At 58.6% G+C, this 16299-nt stretch carries 18 protein-coding genes and 1 pseudogene; 8 read left to right on the plus strand and 11 right to left on the minus strand.

Going from position 1 to position 16299, the window contains the following annotated elements; genetic code table 11:
- Positions 1-5 precede the first annotated feature (5 nt).
- Positions 6-707, minus strand: a pseudogene (locus tag B723_RS13325) (mechanosensitive ion channel domain-containing protein); the annotation flags it as partial.
- 192 nt (positions 708-899) lie between these two features.
- Between B723_RS13325 and B723_RS13330 the strand changes: the two are divergent.
- A complete protein-coding gene (locus B723_RS13330) occupies positions 900-2246 on the plus strand; it encodes a DEAD/DEAH box helicase (RefSeq protein WP_031318521.1) in 1347 nt (448 codons plus the stop codon).
- Between the two features lie 162 nt (positions 2247-2408).
- Here B723_RS13330 and B723_RS13335 read toward each other — a convergent pair whose 3' ends face one another.
- Positions 2409-2684, minus strand: a complete 276-nt coding sequence (locus tag B723_RS13335) for a hypothetical protein (protein WP_017337090.1) — start codon at positions 2682-2684, stop codon at positions 2409-2411.
- A 188-nt stretch (positions 2685-2872) separates the two neighbouring features.
- On the opposite strand from B723_RS13335, the gene B723_RS13340 reads away from it, so the two are divergent.
- Both B723_RS13340 and B723_RS13345 read left to right on the plus strand, forming a co-directional pair.
- Positions 2873-3301, plus strand: a complete 429-nt coding sequence (locus tag B723_RS13340) for an Sbal_3080 family lipoprotein (RefSeq protein WP_017337091.1) — start codon at positions 2873-2875, stop codon at positions 3299-3301.
- Between the two features lie 8 nt (positions 3302-3309).
- The gene (locus tag B723_RS13345; protein WP_017337092.1) at positions 3310-3729 is read left to right on the plus strand and encodes a DUF2846 domain-containing protein; all 420 of its coding nucleotides are present in this window, start codon (positions 3310-3312) and stop codon (positions 3727-3729) included.
- A 156-nt stretch (positions 3730-3885) separates the two neighbouring features.
- Here the strand turns inward: B723_RS13345 and B723_RS13350 are convergent, their stop codons facing one another.
- Entirely contained in the window at positions 3886-4620 is a 735-nt protein-coding gene (locus B723_RS13350) for a DUF899 domain-containing protein (RefSeq protein ID WP_017337093.1), read from the minus strand.
- Positions 4621-4797: 177 nt separating this feature from the next.
- On the opposite strand from B723_RS13350, the gene B723_RS13355 reads away from it, so the two are divergent.
- Positions 4798-5187 (plus strand): hypothetical protein, encoded by a 390-nt coding sequence (locus B723_RS13355; protein ID WP_017337094.1) that lies wholly within the window; start codon positions 4798-4800, stop codon positions 5185-5187.
- A 96-nt stretch (positions 5188-5283) separates the two neighbouring features.
- Here the strand turns inward: B723_RS13355 and B723_RS13360 are convergent, their stop codons facing one another.
- The 3 genes from B723_RS13360 to B723_RS13370 form a co-directional block, all read right to left on the minus strand.
- Positions 5284-6153: a DUF6279 family lipoprotein gene (locus B723_RS13360; RefSeq protein WP_017337095.1), complete on the minus strand. Its 870-nt coding sequence runs from the start codon at positions 6151-6153 to the stop codon at positions 5284-5286.
- A 65-nt stretch (positions 6154-6218) separates the two neighbouring features.
- On the minus strand, positions 6219-6935 hold the full coding sequence (locus B723_RS13365) for a TorF family putative porin (RefSeq protein WP_017337096.1): 717 nt from the start codon (positions 6933-6935) through the stop codon (positions 6219-6221).
- A 218-nt stretch (positions 6936-7153) separates the two neighbouring features.
- On the minus strand, positions 7154-7342 hold the full coding sequence (locus B723_RS13370; RefSeq protein WP_017337097.1) for a hypothetical protein: 189 nt from the start codon (positions 7340-7342) through the stop codon (positions 7154-7156).
- A gap of 352 nt (positions 7343-7694) precedes the next feature.
- Between B723_RS13370 and B723_RS13375 the strand changes: the two genes are divergently transcribed.
- Together B723_RS13375 and B723_RS13380 are read left to right on the plus strand one after the other, a co-directional pair.
- Positions 7695-8531, plus strand: a complete 837-nt coding sequence (locus B723_RS13375) for a CvfB family protein (RefSeq protein ID WP_017337098.1) — start codon at positions 7695-7697, stop codon at positions 8529-8531.
- Between the two features lie 65 nt (positions 8532-8596).
- A complete protein-coding gene (locus B723_RS13380) occupies positions 8597-9529 on the plus strand; it encodes a DMT family transporter (RefSeq protein ID WP_017337099.1) in 933 nt (310 codons plus the stop codon).
- On the opposite strand, the gene B723_RS13385 is transcribed toward B723_RS13380, so the two are convergent.
- Positions 9474-10655, minus strand: coding sequence for an MFS transporter (locus B723_RS13385; protein ID WP_017337100.1), 1182 nt, complete (start codon positions 10653-10655; stop codon positions 9474-9476). The genes B723_RS13380 and B723_RS13385 overlap by 56 nt on opposite strands.
- A gap of 103 nt (positions 10656-10758) precedes the next feature.
- Between B723_RS13385 and ptrR the strand changes: the two genes are divergently transcribed.
- Together ptrR and B723_RS33910 are read left to right on the plus strand one after the other, a co-directional pair.
- Complete coding sequence (gene ptrR / locus B723_RS13390; protein ID WP_017337101.1) at positions 10759-11652, plus strand: putrescine utilization regulator PtrR; 894 nt, start codon at positions 10759-10761, stop codon at positions 11650-11652.
- 139 nt (positions 11653-11791) lie between these two features.
- Positions 11792-11920, plus strand: coding sequence for a PA1414 family protein (locus B723_RS33910; RefSeq protein WP_003184145.1), 129 nt, complete (start codon positions 11792-11794; stop codon positions 11918-11920).
- 190 nt (positions 11921-12110) lie between these two features.
- Here the strand turns inward: B723_RS33910 and B723_RS13395 are convergent, their stop codons facing one another.
- The 4 genes from B723_RS13395 to B723_RS13410 form a co-directional block, all read right to left on the minus strand.
- Positions 12111-12362 (minus strand): phosphopantetheine-binding protein, encoded by a 252-nt coding sequence (locus tag B723_RS13395; RefSeq protein WP_017337102.1) that lies wholly within the window; start codon positions 12360-12362, stop codon positions 12111-12113.
- A gap of 55 nt (positions 12363-12417) precedes the next feature.
- A complete protein-coding gene (locus B723_RS13400) occupies positions 12418-13143 on the minus strand; it encodes an MBL fold metallo-hydrolase (protein ID WP_017337103.1) in 726 nt (241 codons plus the stop codon).
- A gap of 84 nt (positions 13144-13227) precedes the next feature.
- On the minus strand, positions 13228-14607 hold the full coding sequence (locus B723_RS13405) for a sodium:solute symporter (protein ID WP_017337104.1): 1380 nt from the start codon (positions 14605-14607) through the stop codon (positions 13228-13230).
- Between the two features lie 127 nt (positions 14608-14734).
- A complete protein-coding gene (locus tag B723_RS13410) occupies positions 14735-16246 on the minus strand; it encodes a purine-cytosine permease family protein (protein WP_017337105.1) in 1512 nt (503 codons plus the stop codon).
- Positions 16247-16299: the final 53 nt, after the last annotated feature.

Consider the following 16299-nt stretch of genomic DNA (forward strand, 5'->3'; position numbering starts at 1 on the left):
GCGTGGTTCTGCACCTTGACCGTGTGCAGCGTGATGTCCACCACATCGCCATCGGCGCCGACTTGCGGCATCTCGATCCAGTCGCCGACCCGCAGCATGTCGTTGCTGGTCAGCTGCACGCTGGCGACGAACGACAACAGGGTGTCCTTGTAGACCAACAGAATGACCGCCGACATGGCGCCCAGGCCCGACAGTAGCAACAGCGGCGAGCGGTCGATCAGCGTGGCGACGATGATGATCGCCCCGAACACGTACAAGACCATCTTCGCCAGTTGCACGTAGCCCTTGATCGAGCGGGTTCGGGCATGCTCCGTGCGCGCATAGATGTCCAGCAACGCGTTGAGCAGGGCGCTGATGGCCAGCACCAGGAACAGAATGGTGAAGGCCAGCGCCACGTTGCCGAGGAAGATCAGGCTGGTTTTGCTCAGTTCCGGCACCAGGTGCAGGCCGAATTGGATCACCAGCGACGGCGTCATCTGCGCCAGGCGATGAAACACCTTGTTCTGCCGAAAGTCATTGACCCAGTGCAACGCCGGTTGACGGCCCAGCATTTTGGTCGCATGAAGAATGAGATAGCGCGCCACTCGTCCGAGGGCCAGTGCCACCAGCAGCAACAAAAGCAGCCCGAGGCTGGAATGCAGGAGAGGATGCTGGTCGAGAGCACCCCAAAGGTCTTGGACGTTGAGCCAGAGCTGTTTGATATCCATGGGTAAAACCGTTCTTCTATAGGACGCGTCGGGGCGATTAGAGCATTTAAGACGCTTTGGATGACGTTTGAGGACAAAAGAGGCAACAAAAAAGCCACTGTTTACGGTCGTTTGCATAAAGAAACTCGGCCTCGGCGCTCGAAACCGTTACCCTATGCAGCTGTTTTTTTGTATTTCTTCGAGGTAGCACCCGTGTTTTCCCAATTCGCCCTGCACGAACGCCTGCTCAAAGCCGTGGCCGAGCTTAAATTTGTCGAGCCAACGCCTGTGCAAGCAGCGGCTATTCCGCTGGCGCTCCAAGGGCGTGACCTGCGGGTGACAGCGCAAACCGGCAGCGGCAAGACCGCCGCCTTCGTCTTGCCGATCCTCAACCGTCTGATCGGCCCGGCGAAAATCCGCGTCAGCATCAAGACCCTGATCCTGCTGCCCACCCGCGAGCTGGCCCAGCAGACCATCAAGGAAGTCGAGCGTTTCGCTCAGTTCACGTTCATCAAGTCCGGTCTGATCACCGGCGGTGAAGACTTCAAGGTTCAGGCCGCCATGCTGCGCAAGGTGCCGGATATCCTGATCGGTACGCCGGGCCGGATGATCGAGCAACTGAACGCCGGCAACCTCGACTTGAAAGAAGTCGAAGTGCTGGTGCTCGACGAAGCCGACCGCATGCTCGACATGGGGTTTGCCGAAGACGTGCAGCGTCTGGTGGAAGAGTGCACCAATCGCCAGCAGACCATGCTGTTCTCCGCCACCACGGGCGGTTCGGGCCTGCGCGAGATGGTCGCCAAGGTCCTGAACAACCCGGAACACCTGCAGCTGAACAACGTCAGCGATCTGAACGCGACCACCCGTCAGCAGATCATCACCGCTGACCACAACCAGCACAAAGAGCAGATCGTGAACTGGCTGCTGGCCAACGAGACCTATCAGAAGGCCATCGTGTTCACCAACACCCGTGCCATGGCCGACCGCATCTACGGCCGCCTGGTGGCCCAGGAATATAAAGCGTTCGTCCTGCACGGCGACAAGGACCAGAAAGACCGCAAGCAGGCGATCGATCGCCTGAAACAGGGCGGTGTGAAAATCCTGGTTGCCACCGACGTTGCCGCCCGTGGCCTCGACGTTGACGGCCTCGACCTGGTGATCAACTTCGACATGCCGCGCAGTGGCGACGAATACGTTCACCGTATCGGTCGCACCGGTCGTGCCGGCAACGATGGCCTGGCCATCTCGCTGATCTGCCATGGCGACTGGAACCTGATGTCGAGCATCGAGCGCTACCTCAAGCAGAGCTTCGAGCGCCGCACCATCAAGGAAGTCAAAGGCACCTACGGCGGGCCGAAAAAGGTCAAGGCCTCGGGCAAAGCCGTTGGCGTGAAGAAGAAAAAGGTCGACGCCAAGGGCGAGAAGAAGAAAACCGGCGCCAAGGCACCGACCAAGCGCAAAATTGCCAACCGCCCGAAGACCGACGCCCTGTCGCTGGTCAGCAAGGACGGCATGGCCCCGCTGAAGCGCCGCAAGCCGGAAGCGCCGGCTGCTGAATAAGGCGCGGTAGCGATCCAGTAAAAACCCGGACATTGTCCGGGTTTTTTTTCGTCCAAAGATCGCAGGCTTCGCCAGCTCCTGCATGAAGCGTGTGCGACCTGGTATTCCGAGTGCACCTGAATCCTCGGAGCTGTCGCGCGAAGCGAGGCTACGATCTTCTCTTCAACCCTCGGCTTTTTTCTCCGCCGATCCCAACTCCTTCAAACGCTGATCGATCAACTGACACTTGTCCGGTAGATCGGCGCTGGCCGTATCCAGATCCATCTTCTGCAACTCATCGTTGATCTCTTTGGCTTTCTTCGGATTCTGCTCCGTGAGCCTGGCGACTTCCTTGGCCAGCTGTTCACGTTTGGCGGTGGCTTCCTCCGGCGTGCAGGCCCAGGCGGGGAGGGCGCAAGCGAGGGTGGCGGCGAGGGTGAGTTTCAGCAGGGTTTTCATGGGGGTGGGCCTCGGTTCCGGTTAAGGCGGGTTATCCGGTTGAGGGTTGAGGTCAGGGGAAAGTTCAGCACGCTGGCATCTTTTGTTCACGCAGCTGGCTGATAGCGAATCCGTCAATTGACCGAAAAAGGACGCCAATCTAGTAGACTGGTATCATTGTGCTATCACTCGCAAATCAGGGATTGACCATGCTGTTCAGGGCCGTCACGGCAAGCCTTCTACTGGCATTGACCGGTTGCACCAACGTCAACGTCGAGCCAGTTGCTCCTCAATACAAAATCTCTCAGCTCTGCATCGAAGAGAACCCGAAAGTGGTGGTGGGCGATTTCGTCGATGGCCTGCAAACGCTTTTGCGCAAGCACAACATCGAAAGTCGCTTGTACGCCGCCCCCATTCCGAGCAGTTGCGAATACCGTCTGACCTACACCGCCATCCGTTCCTGGGACTTTTCCCCGTACTTGTCCGATGCCAGTGTCCGGCTCTTCAAGGGCGATCAACAAATCGGCTTTGGTCAATACCATCTGACCGGTGAGGGCGGCTTCGATCCGTCGAAAGTCGCGCCGGTCGAGGAAAAAATGGGGCCGGTGATCAACCAGTTACTGGGGCAAAACAAATGAGCGCAGCCATGAAAAGTATCCCGGTTCTATTGCTCATGCTGTTGTTGACCGGATGCGGTCATACCAGCTCCAGCCAGCCGTATTTCGAGCCGCCGGCGCCACCGCAGGGCAAAGCGCTGGTTTACATGATGCGGACCCAGGTCATTCAAGGCAGTTTTTATGACAGCGTGTTCAGCATCAATGACAGCGCCGTGGTGGGGCTCAATGACAAAAACTATTCCTGGGTTCTGGTGAGCCCGGGCTTGCATAAGGTCTCAGCCGGACCGCGCCCGCATCCCCGAAACGTGTACTTGAACCTGCAGGTCGAGCCGGGCAAGGAATACTTCGTTGAATACACGCAAGAGTACGCGGCCGAGATGGTCCGGGTGCGGGACGCCAAGGAAGGGAAAGCCATGGTGAAGGGGTATTCGTATATTCCGGCGAAGTAGTCGCACGCGGTAAATGAGTGATCCATCGCCAATCAAAACGTTTGATTGGCATGCCTGAGTTAGCGCTTTTCAGCACGTGTCTGCACATACGCAAAAGGGCGACCAACAGGTTGCCCTTTTTATTTGCTCACAGCATTTGCTTGCAAACAATGCGCTCTATCCCCCATGGCAGCAGCTCGAAGAAGCCTTGTCTTCATAGCGATCGTGATGCCTTACCCATTCCATGATTTCTTCTTCATTGCGCCCCTTGGGCGTGAGGTCGAGGTAATTGTAGGCTCCCACCAACATGTCCAATCCTCGGGCATAGGTGGAGTAGGTGTGGAAAATATCGCCAGCTTCGTTGCGATAAAACACGCTCAGGCCGGGGAGTTCTTCCTCGGCACCGTCGGATTTTTCGTAGTTGTAGGTTGCCTTGCCGGCAGCGACATCTTCTGCTCGGGCCGAGACGCCAAAGTCGTAGTTGAAATCGCTGCCTGCTGACGACACCCAATCGAACTTCCAGCCCATGCGCCGTTTGAATGCCTGGAATTCGGCGAATGGCGCGTGGGAAACGGCCACTACGGCCACGTCGTGATGGGCGAGGTGCTGGTTTGCGCCGTCGATGTGGTCGGACAGGAAGGAGCAACCGGGACAACCTTCGTCCCAGCCGTCGGCGAACATGAAGTGGTAAATGACCAACTGGCTGCGACCGCCGAACAGATTGGCCATTTTCAGTTCGCCGTTGGGGCCCTGGAAGCGATAGTCCTGGTCAATTTTCACCCAGGGCAGGGCGCGACGTTCGGCGCTGAGTTTGTCCCGTTCTTTGGTGAAGGCTTTTTCGTGGGCCAAGTGTTGTTTGCGGGCCACGAGCCATTCTTCTCGCGACACGATTTGATGGTTCTGAACGTTCATCGGGTTTTCTCCTGCGCAATGCTGGGAGGTGACTGACACAAGCTTGTCGTTTGACCTGTGCCGATTTCGACATACCGCCGGTCAGCGCCGTTCAAAACCTACGCTGAACGGCTGCGCGTGCTGCCGGTCACAACCTATGAAGGCCATCACATTCACGGGCTTTGGAGGTTGGACAGGATGACGACTTATAACTGGGATTTGATTGAACGCTTGCTGCACGAAGTGCAAAACGCGGCCCCCAGCTTCACGCCGCGGCCCTATGCAGAAGAGTACGCGGCAGAAAAAGGTGCGGAGGGCGAGCAGACTGAAAACCTGGATCACCTGAAAGCGGTGGCCGGTGAATATGAAAAGTTGCTGCTGGAGCGGGGTTATATCGAACCTCGGCCTGAAGAGCAGGGTGGGACCGGTTCGAACTACATGCTGACGCCACGGGGTTCGAGTTTATTGAGCCTGATCGACAGCAGCATTCCTGGCAATGATCATCCACGGCAGGTCCTGGATGAGCAGGAAGATGCGCTCGATGCAGTGACGTTTGATGAGGTGGCGTCCAAGGCGCAGATCGCCTGATTGCGTGGTGAAAGCAAAAGATCGCAGCCTTCGGCAGCTCCTGCCTGTATACACAGAACTCTGTAGGAGCTGCCGAAGGCTGCGATCTTTTGATTCTTAGCTCTGTTTCGCGGCCTTGAGGCACTTCAAATCATTGAAGTCCTTGCGAACCCCTTCGATTTTCTTCAACAACCGCTCACGCTGGGTCGGCTTGCTCTCGGCCATCAAATCCGCGAACAGGCTTAGCGCCTGTGCTTCTGTGTTGGCGTAAGCCTTGCGGTAATCGGCCGTCCATAAACTCTCGCGATTCACCAGAAGTGTCTCGATTCGCTGTGGGAATTCCGGGCTCTGACGTTGTGCCACTGCGGCACTGAACTGCTTCTGCCAATGGGCGCGGTTGGCGATCCATTGCGTGTTCTGGTCACCCAAGGCATTCGACCAGGCGACGACACGTTGTCGCTGGGTTGGACTGAGCGGGCCGAGCCAGTCTTTCAAGCGTTTTTCCATGCGCTCGCCGCGCTCCTTGATCTGCTGATCGAGGGACGGTTTCAGGTAATCCTGCTGGCGTTTGCGCTGGTCCTTGGCAAAGGCGTCGTTCATCTCCGCGACTTGCTTGTCATCCAGCCCCTGCAACAACTCGATGGCCGACGGGGTGATTTCCCGTGCGGTCTGGGCGATGGCTTGTTTGGCTTCCTGGGTGCGGGTTTGCAGTGCGGTGTCGGTCACCTGATTGGTCTCAACCATCACCTGCAAACGGTCGAGCCAGTCGAGGTAACCCGGCAGTTGCGTGGTGCAGTGCCAGCTCAGGTGCTCTTTCAGGCGCTCGTTGAACCAGCCTTTTTGCTCGCCGTTCATGTCCAGGTAATCGCTGAGGGTCCACGGAATGATCACGTCGAGGTTGCGATAGGCCAGGCCCACGCGGCTGCAGGCGCCGAGGGCGAGACTGAGGGTGAGTGCGACGGCAATACACTTTAACCAGCGCGACATGGGCGAGTCCTTGCGAAAGCGTAGGTTCTCATGTGAACGCAGGATGAGCCCGCCAGTTCAGCCGATCAATAGAACGCGTGTTCGGCTTTGAGGGTGACGAGTCCGTCGCACTGACTGTTGTGCCCGGAGTAGGCGGAGCAATCGCTGCCGCTGAGGCTTGAGTCGCTGTAGATCAGGTCCAGGTCGATGCCCATGAACGGCCGGGACAGCGTCAACGACCAGTCGGTGAAACTGCCTACATACCCGCCGTCCACCGACACCGGAGTATTGAGCTGGTGGGTGGTGTATTTCATGCTGATCCCGACGCCGAATGGCTGATTGCCGCCCAGGTCGGCGAACACGGTGCTGTTCTGTTTGTCCGGGTCGTTGCTGAAGGCTGCGCCGAAACGGCTGCCCAGCAGGGTCAGGCCGCCGAAGAGTTCCTGGGTGTCGAGGGTGTCCACCTTCGGATAGCTGTAGCGGATCATGCCGACTTCGTATCCGAGGGTTTGGTCGAAGGGTTGTTTAAAACCCATGTAGGAATCGACTTCGAGGTTGTTCCCCTGGCTCAATCCCATGCTCGGTGACCATTGGCCGAAGTAGAAGCCGCTGTCATGGCTCAGGTCGAGGCCGCCGTGAAAGGAGCCGATGGTCGAGGGTTTGACCAGCCCCTGGGCCATGCTGCGACTGGGGGTGGTGCCCAGCTTGAGATCGAAGTCCCCCAGTTCACGCTGGAAGATTTGCGCGTTGGCGACCGAAGATGACAGCAGGCCGCTGAGCAAAAACAGAAAGGGTTTGAGCATGCGTCACTCCATGACAGCGAGGAGCAGAAACGAAAAACTGCTGAAACGCTTAATCCAGACGTGTGCAAGCATACCGGCGAATGCTCGGCATCGATGGCCGTTCGTCGATTTTTGAAATATTGATGTATGTATCGGGGGTGTTGCGAGAGGGTTCCAGTCCAAGCGCTTCGAAGCTCAAAGCGCTTACGGACCAGGTGACGCGAGGATCTGTAACGGTGTTACTTTTTGCCGAGCGTGATCTGCTTGGACGGGCCGAACGTCTGGCCGCTGACGCCTTTGGCAATTTGCTGGATCTCGCCACCGGACTTGAGGAACGCAGCAATCTGGTTGTTGATCGATTCGCTGGTTTCAACGGCTGGAGCTGGCTTTGCTTTGCTGTTGGATGCTTTTACACGCATGGCGGCCATTAACCTGTAGAAAATTAACTTGGCCACGCATCGTACAGGAAATACTTGACAATTGCTTGGTAAATATCCCCCTGAAATACACATCACAAAAGCAGCATACGTCGCAAGTTATTATTCGAAATACCCCCGTAACCTGCTGTTTTGAATAAGAACATCAGTGCGTATAAATGGATTTTTGCCTGGCTGGAAGGGGCGAAAATCCGCTGATCGGCCTGACGAATGGCCGGACGCGACCGACAAATCCCTGGAAAATTAAGACCTTCACAGGATTTTTCTCGAGCCTCTTGGCCGGGCGTCGAACGCCGCGTGCAAAAACGGGTAGAATGCCGCCCACGCAATGAGGGTATTGGACATGGCTTTAGTCGGGCGTTACAACAGTTTGCAAGTGGTTAAACACACTAACTTCGGTTTATATCTGGACGGTGGCGCGGATGGCGAAATCCTTCTGCCTAATCGTTATATTCCCAAAGATATTCCCAGCGAAGATGAAGACTGGCTCAACGTTTTTATTTATCTGGACAGCGATGACAAACTTATCGCAACTACCGAAAAGCCGAAAGTTCAAGTCGGTGAATTCGCCAGTTTGAAAGTCGTTGAAGTCAACAGCATCGGTGTTTTCCTGGATTGGGGTTTGCCGAAGGATCTGTTGCTGCCGTATTCCGAAGAAAAGCGTCAGATGACTGCTGGCGAGTACGTCGTGGTGCACGTCTACCTCGACAAGCACACCCGTCGCATCACTGCGACCGCGCGTCTGGACCGTTATCTGGACAAGACCCCGGCCCATTACACACCCGGCCAGGAAGTTGATCTGCTGGTTGCCGAAGCCACCGACATGGGCTTCAAGGCAATCATCAACAACAAGCATTGGGGCCTGATCCACAAGAACGAAATCTTCAAGTTCATGCGCGCCGGCAAGGAAGAGAAGGGCTTCATCAAAGAAGTCCGGGCCGACGGCAAGATCAGCCTGAGCCTGCAACCGGTGGGTGAAGAAGCGGCCACTAGCCTCAACTCGAAGATCCTCGCCAAGTTGCGTGAAAACAACGGCACGCTGCCGGTGAGCGACAAGAGTGACCCGACAGTGATCACCAGCATGTTTGGCGTCAGCAAGGGCAACTTCAAAAAAGCCATTGGTGCGCTGTACAAGAATGGCCAGATCGTTATTCACGCCGATCGCATTGAACTGAGCTGATCCCACGCCGGCCTTTGCTTTAACTGTCGAGTCATTGCCATGGATTGTGTTGACGAGGTGATCCAGTGAGCGCCACTCGGCGTAGCGCCGATGCGTTTGCCCTGCAAGTGATGATGGGGTTGTGCCTGATCTGGGGCGTGCAGCAGGTGATGATCAAGTGGGCGGCGCCTGACATCGCGCCGGTCATGCAGGCTGCGGGGCGGTCGGGTATTTCTGCGTTGCTTGTAGGATTGCTGATCTGTTGGAAGGGCGGCTGGGATCAGGTAGGCAAGACGTGGCGCGGTGGACTGCTGGCCGGCGCGCTGTTTGGACTGGAGTTCTTCTTCATTTCCGAAGGCCTGCAATTGACCACGGCCGCGCACATGTCGGTGTTCCTTTACACGGCGCCGATCTTCACCGCGCTGGGCGTGCACTGGCTGTTGCCGAGCGAACGCTTGAGGCCCGTCCAGTGGTTGGGCATTTTTCTTGCCTTTATCGGGATTGCCATCGCGTTTGCCGGTGGCGTGTCGTGGGACAATCTCGATCGCCGCATGTTGATGGGCGATGCGCTTGGCGTATTGGCCGGCGCCGCTTGGGGCGCAACCACCGTCGTGGTGCGCGCTTCGCGCTTGTCGGAAGCACCGGTGACGCTCACGTTGTTCTACCAACTGATTGTCGGTTTCGTCGGTTTGCTGCTGATCGCGATGCTCAGTGGCCAGGTCACCCACGTCAGCCTGACCACCGTGGCGGTGGCCAGTGTGCTGTTCCAGGGACTGGTGGTGTCGTTCTTCAGCTACCTGACCTGGTTCTGGTTGCTGCGTCGCTATCTGGCGGCGAACCTGGCGGTGTTTTCGTTCATGACGCCGTTGTTCGGCGTCACGTTCGGCGTGGTATTGCTGGGCGAAGCGCTGAGCCTCAACTTCGTCATCGGTGCCGTGCTGGTGCTGCTCGGCATCACGTTTGTCAGCGCTGAACAGTGGGTGCGCCGTCGTTTGCGCAAAGCCCTCGGCCAGCGCTGACCGGACGGAGCAACAGACCACCAGCGATAAGCAGACCGCTGCCCGCCACGATCAGCGCCGGCTGCAAACCGCCGCTGAAATGGCTGCTCAATGCGGCCAGCAACGGTCCGGCAAGTTGACCCACGGCGAAACACGCGGTCAGCAGTCCTGCGTTGCGCTGGGTGGCGTGGGGCGCCAGTTCCCGCGAGCGTTGCATCACCAGTTGCATGCAGGCCAGGAACGGCGTGCCACACAGCAATACACCCAGCGCCAGGCCTGACCCGCTGCCCAACAGACACGCGAACACACCAGCGGCTTGCAGCCACAACGTAGCCATCAGCCAATGACGGGTGGCGTTCGGGTTGTGCCGACGAAGACTCACCAGCACCACACCGATGGCCGACGCCAGACCAAAGCAGGGCCAGAACAGATCGGCTTGCCACTGGCCATGGAACTGCGCGTTGGCCATCTGCGAGAGGAAAGTGGCCGGAATGATGTAGCCCAGACCGTACAAGCAGTAGATCCCCCCCAAACGGCCGATCCCCTGGTCGCCCGAACCGGCAGCGCTGGCGGCGACTGCCACGGAGGCGGACGGTTGCGGCAGGAAAGGCAAAATCCCCAACAGCATCACCAGTGCGACGCCGGCGTATACCAGCCACAAGGTTGCAGAGGTCTGACCCAACAGATTCGAGCCCAACGCCAACAATCCTGTGAGAAAGATCCCCAGACCCGGTCCGGCAAATACCACTGCGCCAAGCCGAGGTCGACCGGCTGCCGCGGCCAGTGGCTGGCTCAATGCGGTGATCATCACCAGCACCCAGGCGCTGGCCACGCCCGTGCCGAAACGCAGCAGCAGATGCGACCAGAAGCCATTGGCCCAGAACGAGGCGAGGGTGAGTAATACGCACAACCACAACCCGCCCAGCAACCGCTGCCGGACTTGCTCGGGACGTCGGCAGAACATTGCGTCCACGGCGCCGACGAAGTACCCAAGGTAGTTGGCTGCGGCAATCAGACCAGCGGCCGTGAGGTCGACCTGACCTTCGCTGAGCAGGTGTGGCAATTGCGGGGTGAGGGCGAATCGCCCGATGCCCATGGCCATCATGAGCGCGATAAAACTGGCGAGTAAGCGAATCAGCGGGGACATAGTCTGAGTTCCGGCAGGGGATCAATGACCGTCAGGCTAGGACTGATTGACTTTCTTTAAAAATGAATAATAGTGAGTAACTTGTTCTGATTTGGAGAATGTCGTGGAATTCAGCCAACTGCGGATCTTCCAGGCGGTGGCGGAAGAGGGCTCGATTACCCGTGCTGCCGAACGACTGCATAGGGTGCCGTCGAATCTGTCGACCCGCCTTAAACAGCTTGAGGAGCAGCTCGGCGTAGAACTTTTCTTGCGCGAGCGTCAGCGTTTGCAGTTGTCTCCTGCGGGAAAAGTGTTGCTGGACTACACCGCGAAGCTGTTCAACCTGCGCAACGAAGCGCAAGCGGCGGTGCAGGGCGGGCAACCGGCGGGCGATTTCGTGCTGGGTACGATGTACAGCACCGCGGCCATTTACCTTCCACAACTGTTGGCCCGGTATCACCGCACTTACCCGGCGGTGAACCTGCAAGTCCAGTCCGGGCCCAGCGGAGAGCTGCTGGAGGGCTTGCTCACCGGTCGTCTCGATGCGGCGCTGGTGGATGGCCCGCTGGAGTTGGCCGGGCTCGATGGCGTGCCCTTTCGCGAAGAGCGCCTGGTGCTGATCAGCGAAGCCGATCATCCGCCGGTACGCAGCGCGCTGGATGTGCAGGGGCGCTCGGTGTTTACCTTTCGCCAGGGCTGTTCTTACCGGACGCGTCTGGAAGCCTGGTTCGCCCATGATCACGCGGCCATGGGGCGGGCGATGGAAATCGAGTCCTACCCCGGAATGCTCGCCTGCGTGATTGCCGGTTCGGGGGTGGCGCTGATGTCGGAGTCGATGCTGGCCAGCCTGCCGGGTCGTGAAAGTGTGGCGGTGCACCCGTTGGCCGAGCCCTTCGCCACGGCGACGACCTGGCTGATGTGGCGCAAAGGCATGGTCGGGGCCAATCTTAATGCGTGGATCGAGCAGCAACAGGCGGTCTATCCGACGGAGGTAACGCCGGCCCGAGCAATTGCCTGAACGAATGGTCAGGTATTTGGATCAATTCAGTAACAGATCATTGTGGATTTTGCCGAGCATTAGGTAGGACTTAGGACTATTATCAGTGCGAAGGGGCTACAGAATTTCAGCCGCTCGGCACTACCCTGAAGGGGGCACCATGAAAGAGAAAATCCAAAACTGGCTGCATGACCTGGGTGTCGCACTCGGTTTAATCGAACCGCCTCTGCAACCTGTGCCTATTCGCACCGACGACGAACAGCGTCGCCGCCAGCCGCGCCGCCGGTAACGAAGGGCCGAAGGGCTGTTGTGGCGAGGGGATTTATCCCCGTTGGGCTGCGGAGCAGCCCTAAGACCGTTCAACCGGGTTATATCTGGCGGACCATCTCAGGCGGATTACGACTGCTTCGCAGCCGAACGGGGATAAATCCCCTCGCCACAATCTTGTTTGCCAATTGGGGCGCGTTTGCGAACCCGACTCAATCCCGCGCGATCTCCATCAAAAACCGACTCAAATCGTTCGCCGTCCTGGCGGTCGTGAGCATCCGGTCTTCCTCCGCCGTAAACGCCGTCAACCCAAACTCATCTTCCAGATGGAAGATAAGGTCTTCGATGTCCGCTTTATCCAACCCTAATTCCATCAGGCTGGCGTGATCGTCGACGTCATCCTGGCGCTCCAGCAGGCGGCTGATGAAACAATGCACAGCGGCACGTACGTCGGCTCTATTCATGAGGGTTCTTCGAGGGCGTTGGAATTGTTGTTCCTGCGCTTGAGTACAGCAGGCTTCAGGCGTGTGAGCGCTGCCACTCGTCAATCATGTTGCGCAAATGCTCCCCGGAAAAACTCCCGAAATGTCCGCCATGCACGGTGCGGATCGGCAACTCGCTCAAGCGTTGCAGGCTGCGCGCGTAGTCATCGAGGTCGGAGTGGTAGGCGTCCTCGATCAGCGGCCCGTCGTAGATAATGTCGCCACTGAACAGTGTCTCGGTTGCCGCCTCATACAGGCTGATGCCACCCGGTGAATGCCCGGGTGTGTGCAGCACCTGCAACACGCGATTGCCCAGATCCAGTACATCCCCATCCTCAATCATCCCCGTGGCCGGTGCGGCTTTCACCCGGTATTCGGCGTAGCACAGCGGGCAATCGGGATGAGCCTCGAACATGTCGTCGCCGACGAAGGCCCGGCTCAAATCGTTTTCGCCGTCAGGTGCCTCAAGGATATCGGCCTCGGCGGGATGCACCAGGCGTTCGGCAAATTCGTGATGGCCGGCGATGTGGTCGAAATGGCAATGACTGGCCACGGCCACCAGCGGCCGTTCGGTAATCCACGGCAATTGCTCGCGCAGGCTCACCAGCCCGGAGCCGCTGTCCAGCAGCAGGTCCTTGTCGCGGCCCTGAATGTGCCAGAGGTTGCAGCGGTAGAAAGGACGGATGTAAGGCTCGTGGATCAGGCGGATGCTGTCGCTGAGCTGTTTGACCTCGAACCACTGATCGCGAGAAACAATCTTCATCAAAGGTTTTCTCCAGGCGAAAAAAACGGGTGTGGCAACCGACGCCACACCCGTCGAAGAAAGCATCAAGTCGTTATGTTCAGCTTAGGCGGCGCTGGCCGCCACTGCCGGGCGACGGGACAGCAAGCTGACCAGCACGAAGCTCACCAGACTCACGCCGAGGCTGTAGTAGATCGGGGTGTTGGCGTCCATGCCATCCTTGATCATGAACAACAGCGCGGTGGCGAAGCCCATGCCCATGCTGGCGATCGCGCCAGCGGTGGTTGCGCGTTTCCAGAAGATTGCACCCATCAGCGGAATCAGCATGCCGCCCACCAACAGGTTGTAGGCCAGGGTCAATGCGCTGATTACATCGTTGACTACCAAAGCGATGCCGAGTACCGCAATGCCGGTCAGCAGGGTAAACAGGCGGTTAACGTTCATGTTGGATTGTTTGCCACCACGCAGTTTCGGCAGCAGGTCTTCGGTCAGGGTGGTGGATGCGGCAAGCAGGCCGGCGCTGGCGGTGGACATCATGGCAGCCAGGGCTGCAGCGATCACCAAGCCACGGATGCCGTCCGGCAGCGAGACTTTGACGATAGCGGCAAAAGCGTTGTTGACGTTGTCCAGATCCGGGATCAGTACGTGAGCGGCCATGCCGATCAGTGCACAGACCAGACCGTAGATGATGCAGTAGATGCCCGCGGAGGTACCGGCATACTTCGCAACTTTTTCGCTTCGTGCGGTGAACACCCGTTGCCAGATGTCCTGGCCGATCAGGATGCCGAAGAAGTAAATCATGAAGTAGGTGATGATGGTGTCCCAGCCGATGCTGGTGAAGCTGAAGCTGGCCGCCGGCAATTGTGCAACCAGTTGATCCCAGCCACCCACTCGGTACAAGCAGATGGGCAGCAACAGGAACATCAGGCCGACGGTCTGGATACCGAACTGGACGATGTCGGTCAGTGTCAGCGACCACATGCCGCCGATGGTCGAGTAGATCACCACCACACCACCGCCGAGAATCACCGACAACCAGAACGGAAGGCCGAACAACACTTGCAGTACGGTGCCGATTGCCAGGATCGAGGTCACACCGATCATCAGCGCATAGGCCAGCATGATGCTCGCGCTTGCGGTACGAGCCATCGGGTTATAGCGCTTTTCCAGCACTTGGGTAACGGTGAATACCTTCAGCTTCAGCAGCGGCTTGGCGAGGAACAGATTCAGCGCCACGATCCCGCAGCCCAGTGCGGCGCAGAGCCAGAAACCGGAGATGCCATGAACATAACCCAGACGCACGGTGCCCACGGTGGATGCGCCGCCCAGAACGGTGGCAGCCATGGTGCCCATGTACAGGGTCGGGCCGAGGTTGCGACCGGCGACCAAGTAGTCTTCGTTGGTCTTGGCCTTGCGCATGCCGAAGTAGCCGAGTACCAGCATCGCGGCGGCGTATATGAGAACGACGAATAAATCCAATGCCATGATGGCGTGTCTCCGATTGTCTTTTTTATGGTGAGGCGAAAATCAATGTGGCAATCAGGCCGCTTTTTGTGGCGAGGGAGCTTGCTCCCTCGCCACAGAGGTTCCGTTGATCACCGTTTGTGTCGAATCAGGCGGCTTGTCGCATCGCCGGTTTACCGAGCGAATCCGTGCCCTTGCTGCGTGGATCATTCGGCCCGAACACCGCAGCCGGTTCCGGGAACAGGCTCAGCAGCGCCAGGTACACCACCGAGGCCAGGCCAAGGGTCACCGGCAGGCTGATGTCGATGCCACCCGCCAGGTTGCCGAGTACACCCACGAACTGCCCTGGCAGGTTCACAAAGCACAGACCGACCAAGGCACTCGGGATCCAGGCACCCAGCCCACGCCAGTTCCAGCCATGGGTGAACCAGTAACGACCGCCTTTCTCGCCGCGGGTGAACACTTGCAGGTCATCCGGGCAATAGAAGCCGCGACGCACCAGCAGACCGATGATCAGGATCACCATCCATGGGGTGGTGCAGGTGATGATCAGCACGGCGAAGGTCGACACGCTCTGCACCAGGTTCGCCGCAAAGCGTCCGATGAAGATGAAGGCAATCGACATCACACCGATCAACAGGGTGGCCTTGACTCGCGACAGCACCCGCGGGAACACGCTGGACATGTCCAGCCCGGTGCCATACAGCGAGGTGGTGCCCGTGGACATGCCGCCGATCACCGCGATCAGGCACACCGGCAGGAAGAACCAGCTCGGTGAGACGGCCAGCAGGCCACCGACGTAGTTGTTCGCCGCGATGTAGTCCGGCGCCTTGATCGCGACGATGGTCGCGGTGGCGAGGCCGAACAGGAAGGGGATGAACGTTGCGATCTGCGAGATCACCACGGCAGCCATGATCCGGCGCTTGGAGGTGTCACGCGGGATGTAGCGCGACCAGTCACCGAGGAACGCGCCGAAGGAAATCGGGTTGCTCATCGCCACCAGCGCGGCGCCGATAAAGGCGGCCCAGAAGCCCGGTTGACCCATGCTCACGGTGCCGGCGTAATTCGCATCGAAAGGACCGGCGAACGCGAAGAGCCCCAACAGGAACAACAGGCTGGCGCTCCATACCGCGATCTTGTTGACCCACAACAGGAAGCGGAAACCGTAGATGCACACCGTCAGCACCAGGATCGCGAACAGACCGTAGGCCAGGCCCAGGGTCAGGTCGGTTTCCGGCAGGCCGATCAGGCGTTTGGCACCACCGATCAGCGCATCACCCGAACTCCACACCGAGAGCGAGAAGAAGGCGATGGCGGTCAGCAGCGACAGAAACGACCCGACGATCCGCCCGTGCACGCCGAAGTGTGCACCGGAAGACACGGCATTGTTGGTGCCGTTGATCGGGCCGAACAGGCCCATGGGCGCGAGGATCAGCGAACCCAGCAACACGCCCAGCACAATCGCGCAGACGCCCGCCTGAAAGGACAGGCCGAACAGCACCGGGAAACTGCCGAGCACGGCGGTGGCAAAGGTGTTGGAACCGCCGAAGATCATCCGGAACAAGTCCGTCGGGCCTGCGGTGCGTTCAGTGTCCGGGATCTGTTCGACCCCGTAGGTTTCAATATGCGTAAGGCTTTGGTCGTTGTTGTTGTTATTCATGATCTGCTCCGATCATAAAGGCGCGCTCATCGTGTGTGAGCGTCACCTGTTTG

The organism is Pseudomonas fluorescens NCIMB 11764 (genome assembly GCF_000293885.2).
GTDB classification, from domain to species: Bacteria; Pseudomonadota; Gammaproteobacteria; order Pseudomonadales; family Pseudomonadaceae; genus Aquipseudomonas; species Aquipseudomonas fluorescens_B.

Coding starts and splice junctions, on each gene's coding strand:
- B723_RS13350 (WP_017337093.1), bottom strand. CDS start 4,620: ATGAACGTTCAGAACCATCAAATCGTGTCGCGAGAAGAATGGCTCGTG.
- B723_RS13375 (WP_017337098.1), top strand. CDS start 7,695: ATGGCTTTAGTCGGGCGTTACAACAGTTTGCAAGTGGTTAAACACACT.
- B723_RS13360 (WP_017337095.1), bottom strand. CDS start 6,153: ATGTCGCGCTGGTTAAAGTGTATTGCCGTCGCACTCACCCTCAGTCTC.
- B723_RS13385 (WP_017337100.1), bottom strand. CDS start 10,655: ATGTCCCCGCTGATTCGCTTACTCGCCAGTTTTATCGCGCTCATGATG.
- B723_RS33910 (WP_003184145.1), top strand. CDS start 11,792: ATGAAAGAGAAAATCCAAAACTGGCTGCATGACCTGGGTGTCGCACTC.
- B723_RS13335 (WP_017337090.1), bottom strand. CDS start 2,684: ATGAAAACCCTGCTGAAACTCACCCTCGCCGCCACCCTCGCTTGCGCC.
- B723_RS13370 (WP_017337097.1), bottom strand. CDS start 7,342: ATGGCCGCCATGCGTGTAAAAGCATCCAACAGCAAAGCAAAGCCAGCT.
- B723_RS13355 (WP_017337094.1), top strand. CDS start 4,798: ATGACGACTTATAACTGGGATTTGATTGAACGCTTGCTGCACGAAGTG.
- B723_RS13400 (WP_017337103.1), bottom strand. CDS start 13,143: ATGAAGATTGTTTCTCGCGATCAGTGGTTCGAGGTCAAACAGCTCAGC.
- B723_RS13365 (WP_017337096.1), bottom strand. CDS start 6,935: ATGCTCAAACCCTTTCTGTTTTTGCTCAGCGGCCTGCTGTCATCTTCG.
- B723_RS13395 (WP_017337102.1), bottom strand. CDS start 12,362: ATGAATAGAGCCGACGTACGTGCCGCTGTGCATTGTTTCATCAGCCGC.
- B723_RS13410 (WP_017337105.1), bottom strand. CDS start 16,246: ATGAATAACAACAACAACGACCAAAGCCTTACGCATATTGAAACCTAC.
- B723_RS13340 (WP_017337091.1), top strand. CDS start 2,873: ATGCTGTTCAGGGCCGTCACGGCAAGCCTTCTACTGGCATTGACCGGT.
- B723_RS13345 (WP_017337092.1), top strand. CDS start 3,310: ATGAAAAGTATCCCGGTTCTATTGCTCATGCTGTTGTTGACCGGATGC.
- B723_RS13405 (WP_017337104.1), bottom strand. CDS start 14,607: ATGGCATTGGATTTATTCGTCGTTCTCATATACGCCGCCGCGATGCTG.